This is a genomic window from Paenibacillus castaneae, assembly GCF_002884445.1.
Lineage (GTDB): Bacteria > Bacillota > Bacilli > Paenibacillales > Paenibacillaceae > Pristimantibacillus > Pristimantibacillus castaneae.
Genome location: NZ_KZ614144.1, coordinates 5,934,931 through 5,952,606, shown reverse-complemented (window position 1 = coordinate 5,952,606; position 17,676 = coordinate 5,934,931). Strand labels below are relative to the sequence as shown.

Sequence of the window (17,676 nt, the reverse complement as noted above, 5' to 3'; positions counted from 1 at the left end):
GAGGAATATGGACATCTATTCACAGACGGCCTGGTTGATTCCTCTCTTTCCGCTTGCAGCCTTCCTCGTGCTAATGGCGCTCGGACGCGGTTATCGGAGAGCAGGAGTATTCATCGGCTCGGTCGGATCGTTAGCTGCCTTTATCCTATCTCTTATTATTGTTATTGATCGGCTTGGTGCGAATTCAGTCGACTACAATTATGCATTTGATTGGATCGTCATAGGTGATTATACGCTGCGAATCGGATTTGAAGTAACGAATCTTACTGCGCTAATGCTGACCGTGGTTACGCTTGTAAGCTTTCTCGTTAACGTCTACTCGGCTGGCTATATGAAGAAGGATGAGCGAATTACCGTATACTACGGCTATGTAGCTTTGTTTACTTTTTCAATGCTCGGCCTTGTTCTCTCTGATAATTTGCTATCTCTTTATATTTTTTGGGAGCTGGTTGGCGTATGTTCGTTTCTGCTCATCGGGTTTTGGTTTACGCTGCCGAAAGCGCGAGCTGCGGCCAAAAAAGCATTTATCGTTACACGTATCGGAGATGCCGGACTGCTGCTCGGCATATTGCTATTGTTCTGGTACATGCCGGATCATGCGCTTGATTTCACTAGAATACAAAGCGTATTTGCGGGACACTCGGGATCGATTGCGAACGGTGTAACAACGCTGATCGCCCTGCTTATTTTTGCTGGTGCCGTCGGCAAGTCTGGACAGTTTCCGCTTCATGTCTGGCTGCCGGATGCGATGGAGGGACCTACTCCAATCAGCGCACTCATTCATGCGGCAACGATGGTTGCAGCGGGCGTTTTTCTAGTCGCACGGACCTATGATATATTTCTGGCTTCAGCGGCTGCTATGGAAACTATTGCGTATATAGGCGGCTTTACAGCTATTTTTGCTGCGACAATTGCGCTCGCGCAAAATGACATTAAGCGAATATTAGCCTATTCCACGGTAAGCCAGCTTGGTTATATGATGATGGCGCTTGGCCTTGGCTCGTTGACAGGAGGCATATTCCATCTGTTCACGCATGCCTTTTTTAAAGCGCTTCTGTTCCTAGGGGCAGGCAGCATTATTCACGCAGTACATACACAAAACATTAAAGAAATGGGCGGTTTGGGCTCGAAGATGCGCCTAACAGCCTGGACCTTCGGAATCGGCGCGTTAGCGCTGTCGGGCATTCCTCCATTATCCGGCTTCTGGTCGAAGGATCTCATCTTAACGATTGCACTCGAGCAAAATCCGCTGCTGTTTGCCGCCAGCTTAGCTGCTGCTTTCTGTACGGCGCTGTATATGTCGCGATTGTTCTTTCTGGTCTTCACAGGCAAGCCGACTGCCGCTGCTTCAAAAGCGAAGGAATCTCCGATTTCAATGACTGTCCCGCTGATTGTGCTTGCCATTCTGGCGATTGTTTCCGGGTTTGTGGAAACGCCTTGGAACGGCTGGTTCGGTTCTTGGCTTAGCGGTGAGGAAGAGGCTGCACACGGAAGCAGCTTTGCAATCATTGCTTCTATATTGGTTGGCTTCCTCGGTATTTATACAGGATGGATATGGTATGGGAAAGAAAGCAGCAGAAGATCAGCTGTCGCCGATAAGTCTCCTGGGCTTGTCAAGCTGCTCGAGCGAGGCTATTTCGTTGATGATCTTTATGCGGCTGTATTTGTTAAGCCGCTTAAAGCGATGGGTGACGTGCTCACTTTCTTTGATGTGCATGTGATCGGGGGCATCGTCAGGATTGTTGGCGCTGCAGCCATCTCTACAGGGAGAACAGCCGCGCGGCTGCAGAACGGGCAGGTGCAGACCTATAGCGTAACAGCTGTAATAGGTCTAGTTATTATTGTGGCTGCCATTGCTTTGAGGAGGTTCTTGTCATGAGCATCCTGAATGATATTCCAATATTGTCGATTATCCTTCTTTCACCGCTTCTAGGACTGCTAGTTGTTCTTCTGCTTCCGAAGCATCGGAGCAGCTGGATGAAAGCTGCGGTTATCATCACGACGCTTGTGCCTCTCGTGCTGTCATTATGGCTGTATGCCAATTTCGACAAGCAGCAGGGCGGAGCTGCCTTTGAAGAGCAGTATGATTGGGTGGAGGTACCGCTTAACAAGGAATTGCAGGATGCAAACGGCGTATCCTCTATTTTATTCAAGTTTCAATATGAGCTAGGAATAGATGGGCTATCGCTTCCGCTAATTCTGCTGACGGTTCTCGTAACGGCGATGGCTGCTCTAGCTTCTGTTCATATTAAGAAGCGCTGGAAATCGTTTTTTGTTTGGTTTCTGCTGCTGGAGACCGGTATGCTGGGTGTATTTCTCGCCCGTGATCTATTTTTGTTTTTTATCTTCTTTGAAATCACCCTCATAGCAATGTATTTCTTGATTGGGATATGGGGCTACTTTAATCGCGAACGAGCGGCCAACCAATTTCTAATTTATAACGGTATTGGATCGGCCATCATGCTGTTTGCTTTTGTGCTGCTTGTTAATACAGCAGGCTTTCATATTGATCAGGCAGGCGAACAAGCAAGCTTTATTTATAGCGGCAGCTACGGCGATATATTGCACAATTTGACCGACCCTGCTGCTTGGGTGAATCTCTCATCCAGCCAGCTAGGCATGAGCAATCCATTTCAAATGACGGATACGTTGCAGTGGGCCATATTTATTATGCTGCTCGTTGCCTTCGGCATTAAGCTGCCCGTTTTTCCTTTTCATACTTGGATGCTGAAAGTACATACGGAAGCTCCGACATCGATCGTTATGATCCACTCTGGCATATTGCTGAAGATGGGAGCATACGGCTTATTGCGATTTGGCATCCTGCTCTTTCCGGAGCAGGCACGAGAATGGGCTTTCGTGCTGGCCGTTCTGGGACTCATCAATATATTGTACGGGGCGCTCCTCGCCTTCAGGCAGAAGGACTTCAAGCTCGTGCTTGCCTACTCATCTATAAGCCATATGGGCATTGTACTGCTCGGTCTGGCTGCATTTAATGAGATTGGATTACAAGGTGCGATATTCCAGCTCGTCTCGCATGGACTTATATCTGCACTGCTTTTCTTAATAGTAGGGAGTATTTATGAGCGAACGGGCACAACTATGCTATCTGAGCTTGGAGGACTGGCACGATCCATGCCGTTCATGAGCGGTGTCCTTCTTACGGCGGGACTCGCTTCGCTTGGTCTGCCAGGTCTGTCCGGATTCGTTGGTGAGATTCTATCCTTTCTTGGGCTGTTCGAAACGATGCGCTGGCTTACAGCTGTTGCATTGCTAGGTGTTATTTTGACGGCGGTTTACGTCCTGCGCGCCGTACTGAAAATAACTTTCGGGCCCGAGCCCGATACATTTGGCGCGCTTAAAGACGCTAGGCTCATTGAAGCAGTTCCGATGATTGTGCTGCTGGCGTTCATACTGCTGCTCGGCTGTTATCCTTCCGTGCTTACGGATACACTGCAATCCAGCCTTGGTGGCCTGTATGATCAATTATTTGCAACTAGGGCGGGGGGTTAGACCATGTACGAAGGCGTTTCTTTCATACCGATAACATGGACGGATATGTTCTATCTTGCCCCGGAAATTTCGCTTGTTGCCGCATTTATATTACTTGTCGTGCTTGATTTGCTGTTGCCAAGACGCGTAACCAGATTAACGATTGGCTGGTTAACCTTGGTTGGCTTGCTTGTGTCACTGGCACTCGTAATATGGCGGATGTGGGATATGAATCAAGGAGGCGTATCGGCAGAAGCCATAGGGTTGCTTGGCAACAGCTATCGGATAGATGATTTCGGCAGTTTGCTCAAGATTGTATTCCTATCAGGGACCGTGCTTATTGTACTGTTAGCGCTTGGCTCGGTACGGGATGACGAGGCAATAACCGATAGAGCTGAATATTTCTATCTGCTCCTGCCTGCTGTCGCAGGAGCCATGATTATGACCTCCTCAGCGAACCTCGTTACGCTGTACATCGGTCTTGAGCTGCTAAGCCTTGCAAGCTATGTACTCGTGGGGTTAAAGCGTAAATCATTTGTATCCGCAGAGGCTGCATTCAAATATGTCGTTATCGGCGGAATATCATCCGCCTTGGTGCTTTTCGGGATGTCATACATTTATGGTGTGACGGGATCGGTAGATTTAGTTGTTATAAGAGATGCTTTGCCAGCAGCGCTGACTAATTTTAAAGCACTTGTTTATGTAGGCTTCTTCTTCATGCTGGCTGGCTTCGGCATTAAGATCGCTGCAGCACCTTTTCATGCTTGGGCACCCGACGTCTATCAGGGCGCTCCAACGCCAGTGTCTGCCTTTCTAGCTGTTATTGCCAAAGGGGCGGCACTTGCGGTTGTGTTTAGAATTTTATATGCAACGGTTTTCTTCTCTGTTAATGGCCAAGATGCTGAAGTGCCCAAAAATATTTTCTACGGCTTGCTGGTGCTTGGAGCAATAGCGATGCTTGTCGGTACAACGGCCGCACTGAGGCAAAGGAACGTAAAGCGCATGCTCGCTTTGTCTGGCGTGGCGAATGCCGGATATATGCTTGTGCCAATTGGGATCTCCATTACCGTCGTCCACAGCAATAACTTCTCAGAATTTATCTATTACTTGATTGCTTACCTCTTTATGACGATAGGCGCATTTGCCGTTGTTACGGTCGTCTGCCGCGCTTCGGGTCATGAGGAGCTCAAGGGATTCTCGGGTATGTATTATCGAGCGCCGTGGACAGCTGCCGCAATGGTTGTGTTTATTTTATCACTCGCTGGCTTACCTATTTCCGGAGGGTTTTTCGGAAAGTTGTTCATTCTGCTCGGAGCGGCTAGTGCCAAAGCATACTGGATTGTTGCTATTATTGTAATCAGCAGCGTCATCTCGTACTATTTCTACTTCGGCTTAACGCGCCAGATGTTCATGCGAAGCGGGAGTGACGATAGCGCGATCTCAGTGTCCGCACCCACAGCAATCGTTATCTGGGTGTGTGCAGCAGCTACACTAGCGCTCGGTATATTTCCGGGACCGCTCATGGGATGGATTGATGCTGTATTCTCGGTTAAAGAAGATCTGATGCTTATTATTAAATAACGCTGGCAGCTATTGTTGGTAAAACCAGATTAAGTAATGCAAATAAAGTGATGGGAATTTCTTTCGTAGAGGCGCTTTAGCGTTTATAGGGAGGAAATTTGCATCACTTTTTTTATGGGTTAAAGCTAATCCAGCTGGTAGGTATTTGAAACTATGCTTAATGAGTAAAATTTTGTTTCAGCATAATGTAGAATGGGTAAATTTGCGGGGAGAGTGCAGGTAGAGTGGAAGTACTAGCTTCGTAGAGGCAGGATAGTAGATTCGCCATTATTCGCTATTATTTATTAACCGGGAAATAATAGAATGCCTCATTCGCGGATTTACGACGGTGAAAAAGCTCGAAGATATAGGACTTTTGTCCTTATGTCTAAAAGAAACAAGGTAAATGTTGTTCGAAAATAGAAATAGTAGTGAGAATGTTTAAATTGGAAGAGGGAACACATTATTAGCTTTATAAATATGATACCCAAAGGCAGAATGCAATGTTAAATCGATTATTACTTCATCTGAAAAGAGCAACAAAACGGACGCTTCTGCGCAGCGGGTTGCTCATGCTCTTAATAGGGAGCGTTACGCTCGGGGGCATAGCCCCCGGGCGGTACGCTCCCGCAGCGACGCCTGCGGCGCTGGCGGCCGCTGAGGATGCGGCCGATGGCGCCAGCGGCGCCGATGCAGAGCAGCCGCAGAGCTGGCTGCTCAAATGGCGTGATCCCGCGCTCGCGCAAGAGCTGCGCGGGACGGAAGTGCTCCGCCGCCAGGATGAGGCGGCGGTCGTGGTTGTACGTCCGCAAGACGAAGACGCGGACGTGCAGGAGTGGCTGCGCCGGCTGCAAAGCACGCCGGGCGTAGAGTATGTGCACCCGAATGCAGCGGTGCACATACTGGCATTGCCTCCCTCAGCGGCTGATGCCGCAGATGAGCCGCCGCCGGAGCAGCTCTCGCCGGCGGCAGCTGATCGCTTGCCTCTGGAGGCTGCTGCCTCGCCCCAGCAAGCCATCGCGCCGGAGGGCTCGCCAGCTGCGCGGACGAGTGCGACTCCTCAAGCAGCAGCGGCCAATGCTGCAGCAGCTGTACCGTCAGCTAATGATCCTGAGCTGGCAAAGCAGCTTTATCTGAACCAAATTGGCGCGATAAAAGCATGGGAAACGGTTCGTGAGCAGCAGGCTATCACGATTGCGATTGTGGATACAGGCATTGATCTGAGCCATCCTGATTTGAAAGCTAATCTTGTCACTGGCGCTAATCTCGTTGACCCTAATGAGCCGCCTAATGACGATAACGGTCATGGAACAAACGTTGCGGGAATAATAGGCGCGGTTGGAAACAATGGAATAGGTGTATCAGGTATCCTTTGGAAGGCCAAAATAATGCCGATTAAAGCTCTTGATCGTCAAGGGGATGGTACCGAGCAGGAGCTCGGAGAAGCTATCCTATATGCTGTTCGCAATGGAGCCAGCATTGTTGTGCTGTCTGTTGGCTTGCACCGCTATTCTCCATACATGCTGGACATTGTACAGTATGCAGAAAGCAAGGGTGTGCTGCTTGTGGCGGCCGCAGGCAATGACGGCGAATCCTTGGGGGAGAAAGCGGAGGTGAAATACCCAGCTGCTTACCCAACGGTGCTCGCGGTCGGAGGCGTGAAAGCGAATAATACGGTGGATACGCGTTCTAATAAAGGTACGGAGCTGGATTTGGTCGCACCTTGGAATGTGTATACGACGGCATTGGGCGGTTTGTATAGGAAAGAAGAAGGCACCTCAATGGCTGCGCCGCAAGTCGCCGCAGCAGCTGCTCTCATATGGGCTCGCAACAAAGAGATGAAGCCTTATCAAATTCGTAATCTGCTAAGGCAAACAGCTAAGGATATAGGCCCGTCAGGTGTAGACAACGAGTCTGGCTATGGCGTGCTTCAAGTGGGCCGGGCGGTCACTACAGCTTTAAAGCCAGACGGCTACGAGCCGAATGACAGCATGGCTACTGCCTCACGCTTTCCGCTGAATTCGCAAATTTCAGCTGTTTTGGAAGGAATAGACGATCATGACTGGTACCGTATTGATGCACCGTATGTCGGGACATTGACGATCAATTATGAAGCGCTTGTGGACAGTGGTAAGATCGTGCCTCCAGTCAGAATGACACATTACACCAATGGTATTCAACAAAGCGCTGCCGATACGAAGCTGGCAAGCAAGTCCTTTGATTTTAACGTGAAGAAAGGACAGCAGCTTATCCATTTGGAGCTTATCAATCCAAGCAGCAAGGATGACTTGCCTTATCTGCTCACGTCAACCTTTACGATGAAGCCGGATGAGTACGAGAAAAATGATAAATCCTATGAGGCGTATACGCTTCAGCCGCGCTCACAATCTATAACGGGAAATTTCCACCAAACAGCGGATCGTGATTGGTTCGTAGTTACTTTTACACAAAGTGGAAAGCTTAGTCTTACACTCAGCACCAATACGGCGCGTATCGATCCTGGGCTTGCCCTCCAAAGAGCGGGTCAGCAATTGCTGCTCTATGATGATGAGGGGGAAGGAGTGACAGAGCAATCACCAGTCATAACTGTGACTCCTGGCAAATATTATATTCGTGTTCATAATGCGATCTCCTCAGAGGCGAGTCCAACGATAGGTACATACACGCTCAAGATGGAATACCAGCCTAAATATGACGATCCGAATGAACCAAATGATAAATCGTATGAAGCTTTTATGGTTAATCCCGGCACGGAATATTTAGGCGTGATCGGAACGAAGTCCGATATTGATTGGTTCCAGTATCGAATCTCAAATGAAAGCATCGTAAGTGCCACAGTCAATGGCGTCCCAACCGATATTGATTTGAGTCTTGTTATGTACGACAAACGTATGAAAGAAATAACGAAAGCGAACACAGCGGTTTCTGGGAAGCTCCAGACGTCAGAGCAGCTCGTTCAGCCAGGCGTTTATTACGTGAAGCTCACCGCGAATGCTCCATTTGACAATCAATACTATCGGTTGAAAATAAAATCGGAGGAGCTTGTAGGCGGGTTTCGTGATATTAGAAATCATTGGGCAGAAAGTGAGATCGTTGATTTAAGCGAACGGGGCATTATTAATGGTACGGGAGCAAATCGTTTCGAGCCAAAGCGGCCTATTACAAGAGCCGAGGCGGTTGCGATGGTAGTAAATGCGTATAAGCCTATCCCTAAAAACACGGCTCAAACGAAACGCTTTAAAGATGTTTCAGCCAATCATTGGGCTTCTGACGCCATTACAAAGGCTGTCCAGCAGGGCTGGATAAAAGGGTTCCCGGATAATACGTTTAAACCGGATCAACCCATTACACGTGTCGAAATGGCGCTCATTATTGGAGGAGCCAATGGTGTTCAGCCTAAATTACCGCTTGTTGATCCGTTTGGAGATGTGGCCAAAACCGATTGGTCTGCTCCAATGCTATCCGTTATGAAGCAAAATGGTCAAATTAAAGGTGAACAATCGAATCTTTATAAGCCGAAGCAGCAGGCAAGCCGAGCTGAATTCAGCGTACTGCTGCACCGGGTGTTTATCCAGAAAAAATAAATTCATTAAATTCATTTCAATAAGTTTAGTTTAGTCATTTCAAGGAGGATTCATGGACGTCGACAATGAGCTTTATAGGGATATACAAAACTATACGGGTATGACAGGGCTGTTTTCCATCATCATTGTCATTCTTTGTATTATATTTGTTTGGTTTGTGCTGCAAGAGGTGAAATGGGAAACCTTTTTCAAATTCCCGCGAAGCCCGAAGGCAAGAGTATTTCAGGTCATTGTCGCGATCATAATGGGCAATTTATTGGCCAAGTTTTTTTTGGATTATTGGGGTTATACCGTATTGCTCAAAAGCTTTGTCGAATAACAAAAGCGAAATATGTCAACAATGGGTAATACATGAGGACTCAAATTCCAACATGCTCACGAATAGTTATGATCTGGGCCTATTAAAGAGTTGTAAACGTATTTTTATGATCAAAAAAAGTCTGATTTTATTGAAAAAAGTCATTTACTGGAAAGAAAACGGTTGTAAAAAAAAGCAAGAATTTAACGCTTGTCGATTCATGTTATGGAGTGATAAGATGAGGGTTGGGTAAAATGTTCAATTCCTAAATATTCACGGTTTGGAAATAGAAATTGCAGTTCGCGGAGGGAACCAAAAGATGACCAAAATTATCGTCCGCGGAGGCCAGCGTTTGACGGGAACGGTCCGTGTTAGCGGAGCAAAGAATGCAGTACTCCCCATTTTAGCGGCCTCATTATTGGCGACAGAAGGAGACAGCGTCATCTATGACGTACCCCTCCTCGACGACGTTATGACGATCCAGAAAGTGCTCGCCTCTTTAGGAGCACAATTAACTTATAACAATGAAACCATGCGCATATCAGCGCAGGATATTACGTCGTTCGAAGCCCCCTATGAATTAATTCGTAAAATGCGGGCAGCCTTCCTTGTCATGGGACCTCTTCTGGGGCGTATAGGCAAGGTTCGGATATCACTTCCTGGAGGCTGTGCAATTGGCACGCGTCCAATTGACCAGCATTTGAAGGGCTTTGAGGCCATGGGCGCTGAGATTACATTAGGCCAAGGCTTTATCGAAGCAAGAACGAAGACACGTCTTAAAGGGGCCAAAATTTACCTCGATGTGGCTAGTGTAGGCGCCACGGAGAACATTATGATGGCTGCTGCTTTAGCAGAAGGAACGACTATTCTTGAGAATGCGGCCAAAGAACCGGAAATTGTTGATTTGGCTAACTATATTAATGCAATGGGTGGTAAAGTTCGCGGCGCAGGCACGGGTCTCATTCGAATCGAAGGCGTAGAACGCATGCATGGCGCAGTGCATAATGTAATTCCTGACCGAGTTGAGGCAGGAACGTATATGATTGCTGCTGCTATTACAGGCGGAGACGTTTTTGTTGAAGGAGCTATTGCCGATCATCTGACTCCCGTTATTTCAAAGCTGCAGGAAATGGGCGTAGAAATTTCGGAAGGCGATAACGGTGTTCGCGTACAGTCAAGCGGCGTATTGAAATCAGTTGATGTCAAAACGCTGCCGCATCCGGGTTTTCCAACAGATATGCAATCGCAAATGATGGCGTTATTGCTTGTTTCTGAAGGCACTAGTGTCGTTACAGAAACGGTATTCGAGAATCGTTTTATGCATGTTGAAGAGTTCCAGAAGATGAATGCTCAGATCAAGGTTGACGGACGTACTGCAATCGTCAGCGGCGGAGTGCCGCTAACAGGAGCTAAGGTTTGCGCAACTGATCTGCGGGCAGGAGCAGCACTTATTTGTGCGGCTCTACGGGCTGACGGCGAGACAGAAGTAACCGGATTGCATCATGTAGATCGTGGATATGTGAATATTACGGGCAAGCTCGCCGCACTTGGTGCCGACATTCGTCGTGTTGAGCTTACGGATGAGAACGCTGCTGTCACAGCATCTTCGACTGCACCAAGCAAGAATTCTTCGTCGCGTACGGAGCATAACTCACGGGATATCGCTTCTGTAGTAGCGATATCCGCAGCAGCAGCTTCCGAGAATGAATCAACTGCAACCTACAAGCGTGAGAAAGAGGTTGTGCTCAAAATACAGCCGACATGGGCGTAATTGCTAATAAATGAATTAAGAAGCTGTATCCAATAAGCCGCTTAGCGCTTGTCGGATACAGCTTCTTTTTATTCTAAATGGTAGAGCATGTATGATTTAATGTTTGATTTCGTTATAATAGTTGGAAACATAGCAAGATGCAAAGGGGCGGCCATGGCAACGATACATGATGTGGCAAAAATAGCAAACGTGTCTGTAACGACCGTTTCCCGTGTTTTAAATAATCGCGGCTATATTAGCGAGGCAACAAGGGCCAAAGTTTACAAGACGATGGAGGAGCTTAATTATCAGCCGAATGAAATTGCTCGCTCTCTTCTGAGAAAGCAATCCAACGTAATCGGATTGATCATACCGAACGTATCCCATCCTTTTTTCAGCGAGCTTACGAATTATGTGGAAAACTATGCATATGAGCAGGGCTTCAAAATGCTGTTATGCAATTCGCAAATGGATCCGGTTAAGGAAAAAGACTACATTGAGATGCTTAAGCGGAACCGTGTCGATGGAATTATAATGGGCAGCCATACGTTGCAAGTGGAGGAGTATAAAAGTCTAAGCTCACCAATTGTTACGATTGACCGCCAAATCAGCAGCGATATACCGTACATCTCTTCTGATAATTACGCGGGCGGAAAGCTTGCGGCTGAGATGTTAATCCATAAGGGGTGTACGAAAATTGCGCATATATGCGGGAATTTAGGACTGCGAATGCTTTCGAACCGCAGAACGGATGCCTTTCAAGCTGTCATGAGCGATAAGGGTGTAGAAAGTATTATTATTCAGACGGATATGAATGTGTTTGATCAGGAGCAGTATGAGCTAATCATGCAAAGGCTGCTTGAGGAGCATCCGGATATCGATGGCATATTCGCAACAAGTGACATTATTGCCGGCTATGCAGTAAAGGCATGCACAGCAGCCGGCAGACGTATTCCAGATGATGTAAAAATTATTGGATATGATGATGTTAATGCGGCCAGGTGGATGATGCCGGAGATTACGACGATTAAGCAGCCGATAAAGCAAATTGGACAAATGGCGTTTGATTTAATTATGAAGCAAATGAATGCTGAACCATTCGAGGTCGACAATATTTTACCGGTGTCGCTAATTGAACGGGCAACTACATAGCAGTAATAAGGAAAAATCCCATAAGCAGCAAGGGATTTTTTATTTTTTTAAAATATGTTAAACCATTGACATGTCAAACGATTGACATATAACATAGCCCCCTATTATAATACGATATGAAAGCGGTTTATACGATCGATAAGCCGTATATGCATCTCAATAAACGGGGGTTGTGAAATGAAATCTTTAAAGTGGATTCAAGCAATTGCATTAATGCTTATGGTAGTTATGATTGTAGCGGCATGTGGCAATAAGTCTGGCGGGTCTGATAAGGAGGCGGCAGTCAAGATTACGCTTCTTAATTCAAAGGGTGAAATTCAGTCACAGCTGGAAGATGCAGCGAAAGCATTTAAAGAAGATAATCCTAACATTACTGTTGAAATCATACCGGTCCCTAGCGGACAATCTCCATTCGAGAAAGCGTCAGCCCTTTATGCATCCGGCAATCCGGCTACCATTACGATGCTGGATACAGGAGATGTTGAGAAATTTAAGGATCGTGTGCTGGATCTTAGCGGCGAGAAATGGATGGCGGACACGGTTGACCGCAGCACGGCTTTGACTACATTTGATGGTAAAAACTACGCATTTCCGCTTGCAATTGAAGGCTATGGATTTATTTATAACAAGGCAGTAGTGGATCAAGCGGTAGGCGGAACATTCGATCCGGCTTCGATTAACACGACGAATGCGCTTGAGCAATTATTCCAAAAAATTGAGGCATCAGGAAAAGCTCCATTGATCATTTCGCCGATGGACTGGTCTCTAGGTGCTCATTATTTGCCGCTTGCTTACGCAGGTCAATCTGCAGATACAGAGGCAGTTGCAAAATTCGTGAACTATTTGAAAGCCGGAACAGTAGATCTAGCCAGCAACAATGTGTTTAACGGCTTGCTTGATACATTTGATGTAATGACTAAATACAATATTGATAAAGCATCGCCATTGTCTGGAACATATGAGCGTGGACCGGAAGTGCTTGGCAAAGGTGAAGTAGGCATTTGGTTCCAAGGAAACTGGGCTTGGCCGCAAATAAGCAGCTTTGATACAGCGAACGGCCAATACGGCTTCCTGCCTGTACCAATAAGCAACAATCCATCTGACTTTGGCAATACGCAAATTTCTTCAGCGGTATCCAAGCGCTTAGTGCTTGATAAGGAAAAAAATACAGCTGAGCAGCAAGCGGCTGGCAAAAAGTTTTTGGAGTGGATGGTTTATAGCGAGAAGGGTCAAGACTTCCTAGTAAACAAAGCGAATATTATTCCAGCATTCAAAAATATTACGCTTGAGGCGAAGGACCCGCTTGCGAAGTCGATTTCCGAATATATAGCGAACGGCAAAACAGAGGATTCCATGAGTACGCTGCCTGCTGATCACTGGGCTAAAATTGGAGCTTCGATGCAGAAATATTTGGCCGGCGCAGGTGACCGTGCAGTACTGACGAAAGAAATCCAAGAATATTGGAAAACGGTTAAGTAATTATTTATTGCTGGACATTGGCTTACCCCGTAGAAATGATGGGGTAAGCCGTTTAATCTTGTTAGCCTATTCTTCACATAAACCAAGTATGAATGCGAGGGATCATCATGATAACGGAAAAAGGGCTGTGGAATCGTTTGCGACTGCGGCTGCTGTTTACCGGACCTACTTTGTTTGCGTTTCTTGCCGTAATGATTATTCCTTTCCTATATGGCATATACTTGACCTTTACGAACTGGGACGGAATATCGACATCAAGCAGCATGGTCGGCTTTGACAACTACTTATCTGTATTTAAGGACACCGTGTTCTGGAAAACATTCCTTCTTACATTGGAATACGTTTTTATTTCCGTTGTGCTTATTAATATTGTTGCTTTCCTGCTAGCCTATATTTTAACAAGTGGCTTGAAGGGTCAAAGCATATTCAGAGCGGGCTTTTTCATTCCGAACCTTGTCGGCGGAATTGTGCTTGGCTTTGTGTGGCAATTCATTTTCTCTAATGTAATCGTGTTTGTTGGGAAAGAAATGAGTATTCCACTGTTCAGCAATTCTTGGCTGGCAGATCCCACTAAAGCATTTTGGGCGATGATTATTGTTACCGTATGGCAATATGCAGGCTATATGATGGTTATCTATGTAGCAGGATTGATGAACGTGCCAAAGGATATTTTGGAGGCGGCTAGTATTGATGGCGCTAGCTTATGGACCAAAATGCGTAAAATGACTTTACCGCTCATGGTCCCATCCTTTATTGTTTGTATTTTCTTGTCGCTGCAAAGATGCTTCATGGTATATGATTTGAACATTTCCTTGACCAAAGGCGGTCCGTTCAAGAGTACAGAGATGGTATCCATGCATGTATATGAGAAGGCTTTTCTATCGAGGGATTACGGAGTAGGCCAAGCGGAAGCATTTGTATTATTCCTGCTTGTTGCTACGATTACAATAGCACAAGTCTATTTTAGCAAGAAGTTGGAGGTTGAGGCGTGATGAGAAATAGAAATTCATCAGCAGTATGGACCAAATCCATCCTCCTCTGTATCTGTTTATTGCTGTTTATATTTCCGTTTCTGATGCTTCTGGTCAATTCGTTTAAAGAGAACAAAGCAATTACTTCAAGCCCACTCTCATTGCCAGACCATTTAAACTTCAGCAATTACATCAATGCATTCGACAAAATGGATTACGTTTCAGCATTTACAAATTCAATTACAATTACGGTACTTAGCGTATTGATTATTTCACTTCTAGCGGCTATGACGGCCCATTATTTCGTTCGAAATCAAACTAAATTTAACCAATATACATTTTTCCTGATGGTTGCGGCAATGATTATTCCGTTCCAGGCCATTATGATTCCTCTCGTGAAAATATATGGCTCCATCGGCTTTCTAAATAGCAAATGGGCCCTCATTTATATGTATATCGGATTTGGCAGCCCGTTGGCCGTATTTATCTATCATGGATTTGTAAAGAGTATTCCTGCTGAATTGGAAGAAGCTGCGCTTATTGATGGCTGCACGAGAACTCAGACCTTTTTCCGTATCGTATTTCCAGTACTTGCTCCGACTACAGTTACGATTGCTATATTGAATGTGTTATGGATTTGGAATGACTTCCTCCTGCCTTCCTTAGTGCTGATTGCACCGAGCGAGAGGACATTGCCGCTGTCGACCTTTTATTTCTTTGGTACGTACTCAGTAGATTATGGCCCGTTAATGGCCGGCCTGATGCTAACCATACTGCCTGTATTAATCGTGTACTTATTCGCGCAAAAATATATTATTCAGGGAGTTATGCAAGGCTCAATTAAATAACAAGTAAGGGTTGGATGCTTTATTTTGTATACACGGGAAAATGCAGATAAATTTATAGCGGAACGTAAATATTTGCTAAACGAGCAATACCGGCTTCGCTATCATCTTATGAGCGATTTTGGCTGGATGAACGATCCGAACGGCTTCATTTATTACAACGGGGAATATCACCTATTTTATCAGCATTACCCTTATCAGCCCGTATGGGGTCCAATGCACTGGGGGCATGCGGTTAGCCATGATTTAATAGAGTGGAAGCATTTGCCGGTATCCCTTGCTCCGGACCAACAGTATGATCGTGACGGCTGCTTTTCCGGCAGCGCCATTGAGCGTGATGGCAAGCTCTATGTCATGTATACCGGGCATCTGGTGACAGGTCCGGATATGAATCATGATTACAGCCAAAACCAAAATATTGCTGTATCGGAGGACGGGATTCGCTTCGAGAAGCTTGCTTGCAATCCAGTCATCGGGCCCGAGCAAATCCCGGCAGGCTTAAGCCAGAAGGATTTCCGTGATCCTAAAGTATTCGAACGCGATGGGGTCTATTATATTGTATTAGGTTCAAATGACGGTCAAGGCAGCGGACTTATACTGCTTTACCGCTCAAATGATCTGATCAGCTGGAGCTTCGTTGGCGAAATAGCACGCAGTGACGGAAAACTGGGCGACAATTGGGAGTGTCCGGACCTCTTTGAGCTGGAAGGACGCGACGTGCTCATTATGTCGCCGCAGAGGATGCCAGCACAAGGAGAAGATTATCAAAATCTCCACTCTACGACCTATATGATCGGTCATCTGGATACCGCGTTAGGTAAATTTCAATATGATCGATATGAGCCGGTAGATTATGGTTTTGATTTCTATGCTCCGCAAACAACCATAGATGACAAAGGCAGACGCATTGTCATGGCGTGGATGGAAACATGGGAAACGGAAATCCCGACGCAGCTTGGGCACTATTGGGCTGGGGCGATGACGATGCCGCGCGAAATTGTTCTGCAAGGCAACGAGCTATGGTTTAAGCCAATAGATGAAATGAAAGCCTATCGCCGAAATGGCTATGAGCAGTCCGATATCCTGCTGAATGGAATGCAGGAAATAGAAACCGATGGCGATTGCTATGAGCTTGAAGTTGTATTCCGGGCAGACGAAGCGGAGGAATTCGGCTTAAACCTGCGCGTTCATGGAGAAGAAGCTACTGTCATCAGTTATCGTCCATCGGATGGCTTATTGCGCTTTAACCGCGACAAGGCTGGCATTGGCCTAGGCGGAGAGCGTAGAACGAAGGTTGAACTGAATGAAGGTCTTCTCAAGCTTCAAATATTCGTAGACAGATCATCCGTAGAAATCTTCATCCAAGGCGGCAAAAAAGTAATGACCGGACGGATATACCCAGGTCCGCAATCGTTAGGCATCCAAGCTTATGCCAAAGGCAGTTGTTCTATGGTATCCTTTAAAAAATGGGATATTAAATGATGATGTCGAAATCGGATTGTGAATGCTGAGGAGGAGCTTGAATTGTCAGTTGTATATACGATTGGAGAAGCATTAATTGATTTTATTCCGGACACTCGCGGCCTTGAGCTGAAGGCTGTCGTTAATTTTAAGAAAGAAGCTGGAGGCGCTCCCGCTAATGTAGCCTGCGCAGTTGCAAGGCTGGGCGGCAAAAGTGCCTTTATCGGCAAGCTGGGCATAGATGCCTTCGGCGATTTCCTAGAAGAAACGTTAGAGAGTGTGGGTGTGGATACACGTTATATTGTTCGTACAAGTGAGGCGAATACGGCTCTTGCATTTGTCAGCCTAAAGGCTGATGGTGATCGGGATTTTTCCTTTTATCGTAATCCGAGCGCAGATATGCTTCTTTCTGAGAGTGAAATAGATGCTTCATGGTTTGCCGCAGATGATATATTACATTATTGTTCCGTAGACCTGATAGAAGCACCGGTGAAATACGCTCATCTCAAAGCGATTAAAGAAATGAAAGCGGCAGGAGGTCTCATAAGCTTCGATCCTAATGTCCGGCTTCCGCTGTGGCGGGATCACGAAGAGTGCAGACAAACGATACTATCTTTCATACCATTGAGTCATATTGTGAAAATCAGTTCTGATGAGCTTGCATTCATCACTGGCATCGAGGATGAGCAACAAGCATTGGCCTCCCTGTTCGTCGGGGAAGTCCAAGCTGTAATATACACACGTGGCTCCGAAGGGGCAGCCTGGTATAGCAAAGATTATCATGCGAACGCCCCTGGCCAAAAGGTTGCAGTAGTCGATACGACAGGCGCCGGGGATGCATTCATCGGAGCATTACTTTATCAGCTGCAGCTTCATAACGGCTCACTAGAAGGGATTAATTCCGTTGAAGCTGAACGTATTATCACCTTTGCCAACACGGCCGCAGCTCTTACAACGACTCGAGCAGGCGCCATCTCTTCCCTCCCTAGTCTTGAGGAGATTACGAAATAGCTCGCAAGCATTGCAATCATATCAATCCCTTAAGGAGTGGCTAATCTGTTTCTACCAGACAGATTAGCCACTC

12 protein-coding genes are annotated in these 17,676 nt (G+C 46.4%); all 12 read left to right on the top strand.

Going from position 1 to position 17,676, the window contains the following annotated elements; all coding sequences use genetic code 11:
- Positions 1 to 7: 7 nt before the first annotated feature.
- The 12 genes from nuoL to CEF13_RS26640 all read left to right on the top strand — a co-directional run bounded on the left by nuoL (position 8) and on the right by CEF13_RS26640 (position 17,603).
- On the top strand, positions 8 to 1,879 hold the full coding sequence (nuoL, locus tag CEF13_RS26700) for an NADH-quinone oxidoreductase subunit L (RefSeq protein ID WP_102715557.1): 1,872 nt from the start codon (positions 8 to 10) through the stop codon (positions 1,877 to 1,879).
- Complete coding sequence (locus tag CEF13_RS26695; RefSeq protein ID WP_208414751.1) at positions 1,876 to 3,513, top strand: complex I subunit 4 family protein; 1,638 nt, start codon at positions 1,876 to 1,878, stop codon at positions 3,511 to 3,513. The genes nuoL and CEF13_RS26695 overlap by 4 nt, the downstream gene beginning before the upstream one ends.
- 3 nt (positions 3,514 to 3,516) lie before the next feature.
- On the top strand, positions 3,517 to 5,073 hold the full coding sequence (locus CEF13_RS26690; RefSeq protein WP_102715555.1) for an NADH-quinone oxidoreductase subunit N: 1,557 nt from the start codon (positions 3,517 to 3,519) through the stop codon (positions 5,071 to 5,073).
- Between the two features lie 482 nt (positions 5,074 to 5,555).
- Complete coding sequence (locus tag CEF13_RS26685; RefSeq protein WP_243864818.1) at positions 5,556 to 8,636, top strand: S8 family peptidase; 3,081 nt, start codon at positions 5,556 to 5,558, stop codon at positions 8,634 to 8,636.
- 52 nt (positions 8,637 to 8,688) lie between these two features.
- Entirely contained in the window at positions 8,689 to 8,955 is a 267-nt protein-coding gene (locus CEF13_RS26680) for a DUF1146 domain-containing protein (RefSeq protein ID WP_102715553.1), read from the top strand.
- Positions 8,956 to 9,253: 298 nt separating this feature from the next.
- The gene (gene murA, locus CEF13_RS26670; protein ID WP_102715549.1) at positions 9,254 to 10,705 is read left to right on the top strand and encodes a UDP-N-acetylglucosamine 1-carboxyvinyltransferase; all 1,452 of its coding nucleotides are present in this window, start codon (positions 9,254 to 9,256) and stop codon (positions 10,703 to 10,705) included.
- A 153-nt stretch (positions 10,706 to 10,858) separates the two neighbouring features.
- Positions 10,859 to 11,836 (top strand): LacI family DNA-binding transcriptional regulator, encoded by a 978-nt coding sequence (locus tag CEF13_RS26665; RefSeq protein ID WP_102715547.1) that lies wholly within the window; start codon positions 10,859 to 10,861, stop codon positions 11,834 to 11,836.
- A 177-nt stretch (positions 11,837 to 12,013) separates the two neighbouring features.
- Complete coding sequence (locus CEF13_RS26660; RefSeq protein WP_102715545.1) at positions 12,014 to 13,315, top strand: ABC transporter substrate-binding protein; 1,302 nt, start codon at positions 12,014 to 12,016, stop codon at positions 13,313 to 13,315.
- Positions 13,316 to 13,422: 107 nt separating this feature from the next.
- Positions 13,423 to 14,307 carry a carbohydrate ABC transporter permease gene (locus CEF13_RS26655; protein ID WP_102715543.1) on the top strand — a complete coding sequence of 295 codons (885 nt, stop codon included), beginning with the start codon at positions 13,423 to 13,425 and terminating at the stop codon, positions 14,305 to 14,307.
- Positions 14,307 to 15,134, top strand: coding sequence for a carbohydrate ABC transporter permease (locus CEF13_RS26650; protein ID WP_102715541.1), 828 nt, complete (start codon positions 14,307 to 14,309; stop codon positions 15,132 to 15,134). Before CEF13_RS26655 ends, CEF13_RS26650 begins: the two co-directional genes overlap by 1 nt.
- Positions 15,135 to 15,158: 24 nt before the next feature.
- Entirely contained in the window at positions 15,159 to 16,613 is a 1,455-nt protein-coding gene (locus tag CEF13_RS26645) for a glycoside hydrolase family 32 protein (RefSeq protein WP_102715539.1), read from the top strand.
- A 42-nt stretch (positions 16,614 to 16,655) separates the two neighbouring features.
- On the top strand, positions 16,656 to 17,603 hold the full coding sequence (locus CEF13_RS26640; protein WP_102715537.1) for a carbohydrate kinase family protein: 948 nt from the start codon (positions 16,656 to 16,658) through the stop codon (positions 17,601 to 17,603).
- The last annotated feature ends 73 nt before the right edge of the window (positions 17,604 to 17,676 follow it).

Excerpts from the sequence above, each read along its gene's own strand:
- CEF13_RS26680 (WP_102715553.1), top strand. The coding sequence starts at position 8,689 with ATGGACGTCGACAATGAGCTTTATAGGGATATACAAAACTATACGGGT.
- CEF13_RS26695 (WP_208414751.1), top strand. The coding sequence starts at position 1,876 with ATGAGCATCCTGAATGATATTCCAATATTGTCGATTATCCTTCTTTCA.
- CEF13_RS26660 (WP_102715545.1), top strand. The coding sequence starts at position 12,014 with ATGAAATCTTTAAAGTGGATTCAAGCAATTGCATTAATGCTTATGGTA.
- CEF13_RS26655 (WP_102715543.1), top strand. The coding sequence starts at position 13,423 with ATGATAACGGAAAAAGGGCTGTGGAATCGTTTGCGACTGCGGCTGCTG.
- CEF13_RS26665 (WP_102715547.1), top strand. The coding sequence starts at position 10,859 with ATGGCAACGATACATGATGTGGCAAAAATAGCAAACGTGTCTGTAACG.
- CEF13_RS26690 (WP_102715555.1), top strand. The coding sequence starts at position 3,517 with ATGTACGAAGGCGTTTCTTTCATACCGATAACATGGACGGATATGTTC.
- CEF13_RS26650 (WP_102715541.1), top strand. The coding sequence starts at position 14,307 with ATGAGAAATAGAAATTCATCAGCAGTATGGACCAAATCCATCCTCCTC.
- nuoL (WP_102715557.1), top strand. The coding sequence starts at position 8 with ATGGACATCTATTCACAGACGGCCTGGTTGATTCCTCTCTTTCCGCTT.
- murA (WP_102715549.1), top strand. The coding sequence starts at position 9,254 with ATGACCAAAATTATCGTCCGCGGAGGCCAGCGTTTGACGGGAACGGTC.
- CEF13_RS26685 (WP_243864818.1), top strand. The coding sequence starts at position 5,556 with ATGTTAAATCGATTATTACTTCATCTGAAAAGAGCAACAAAACGGACG.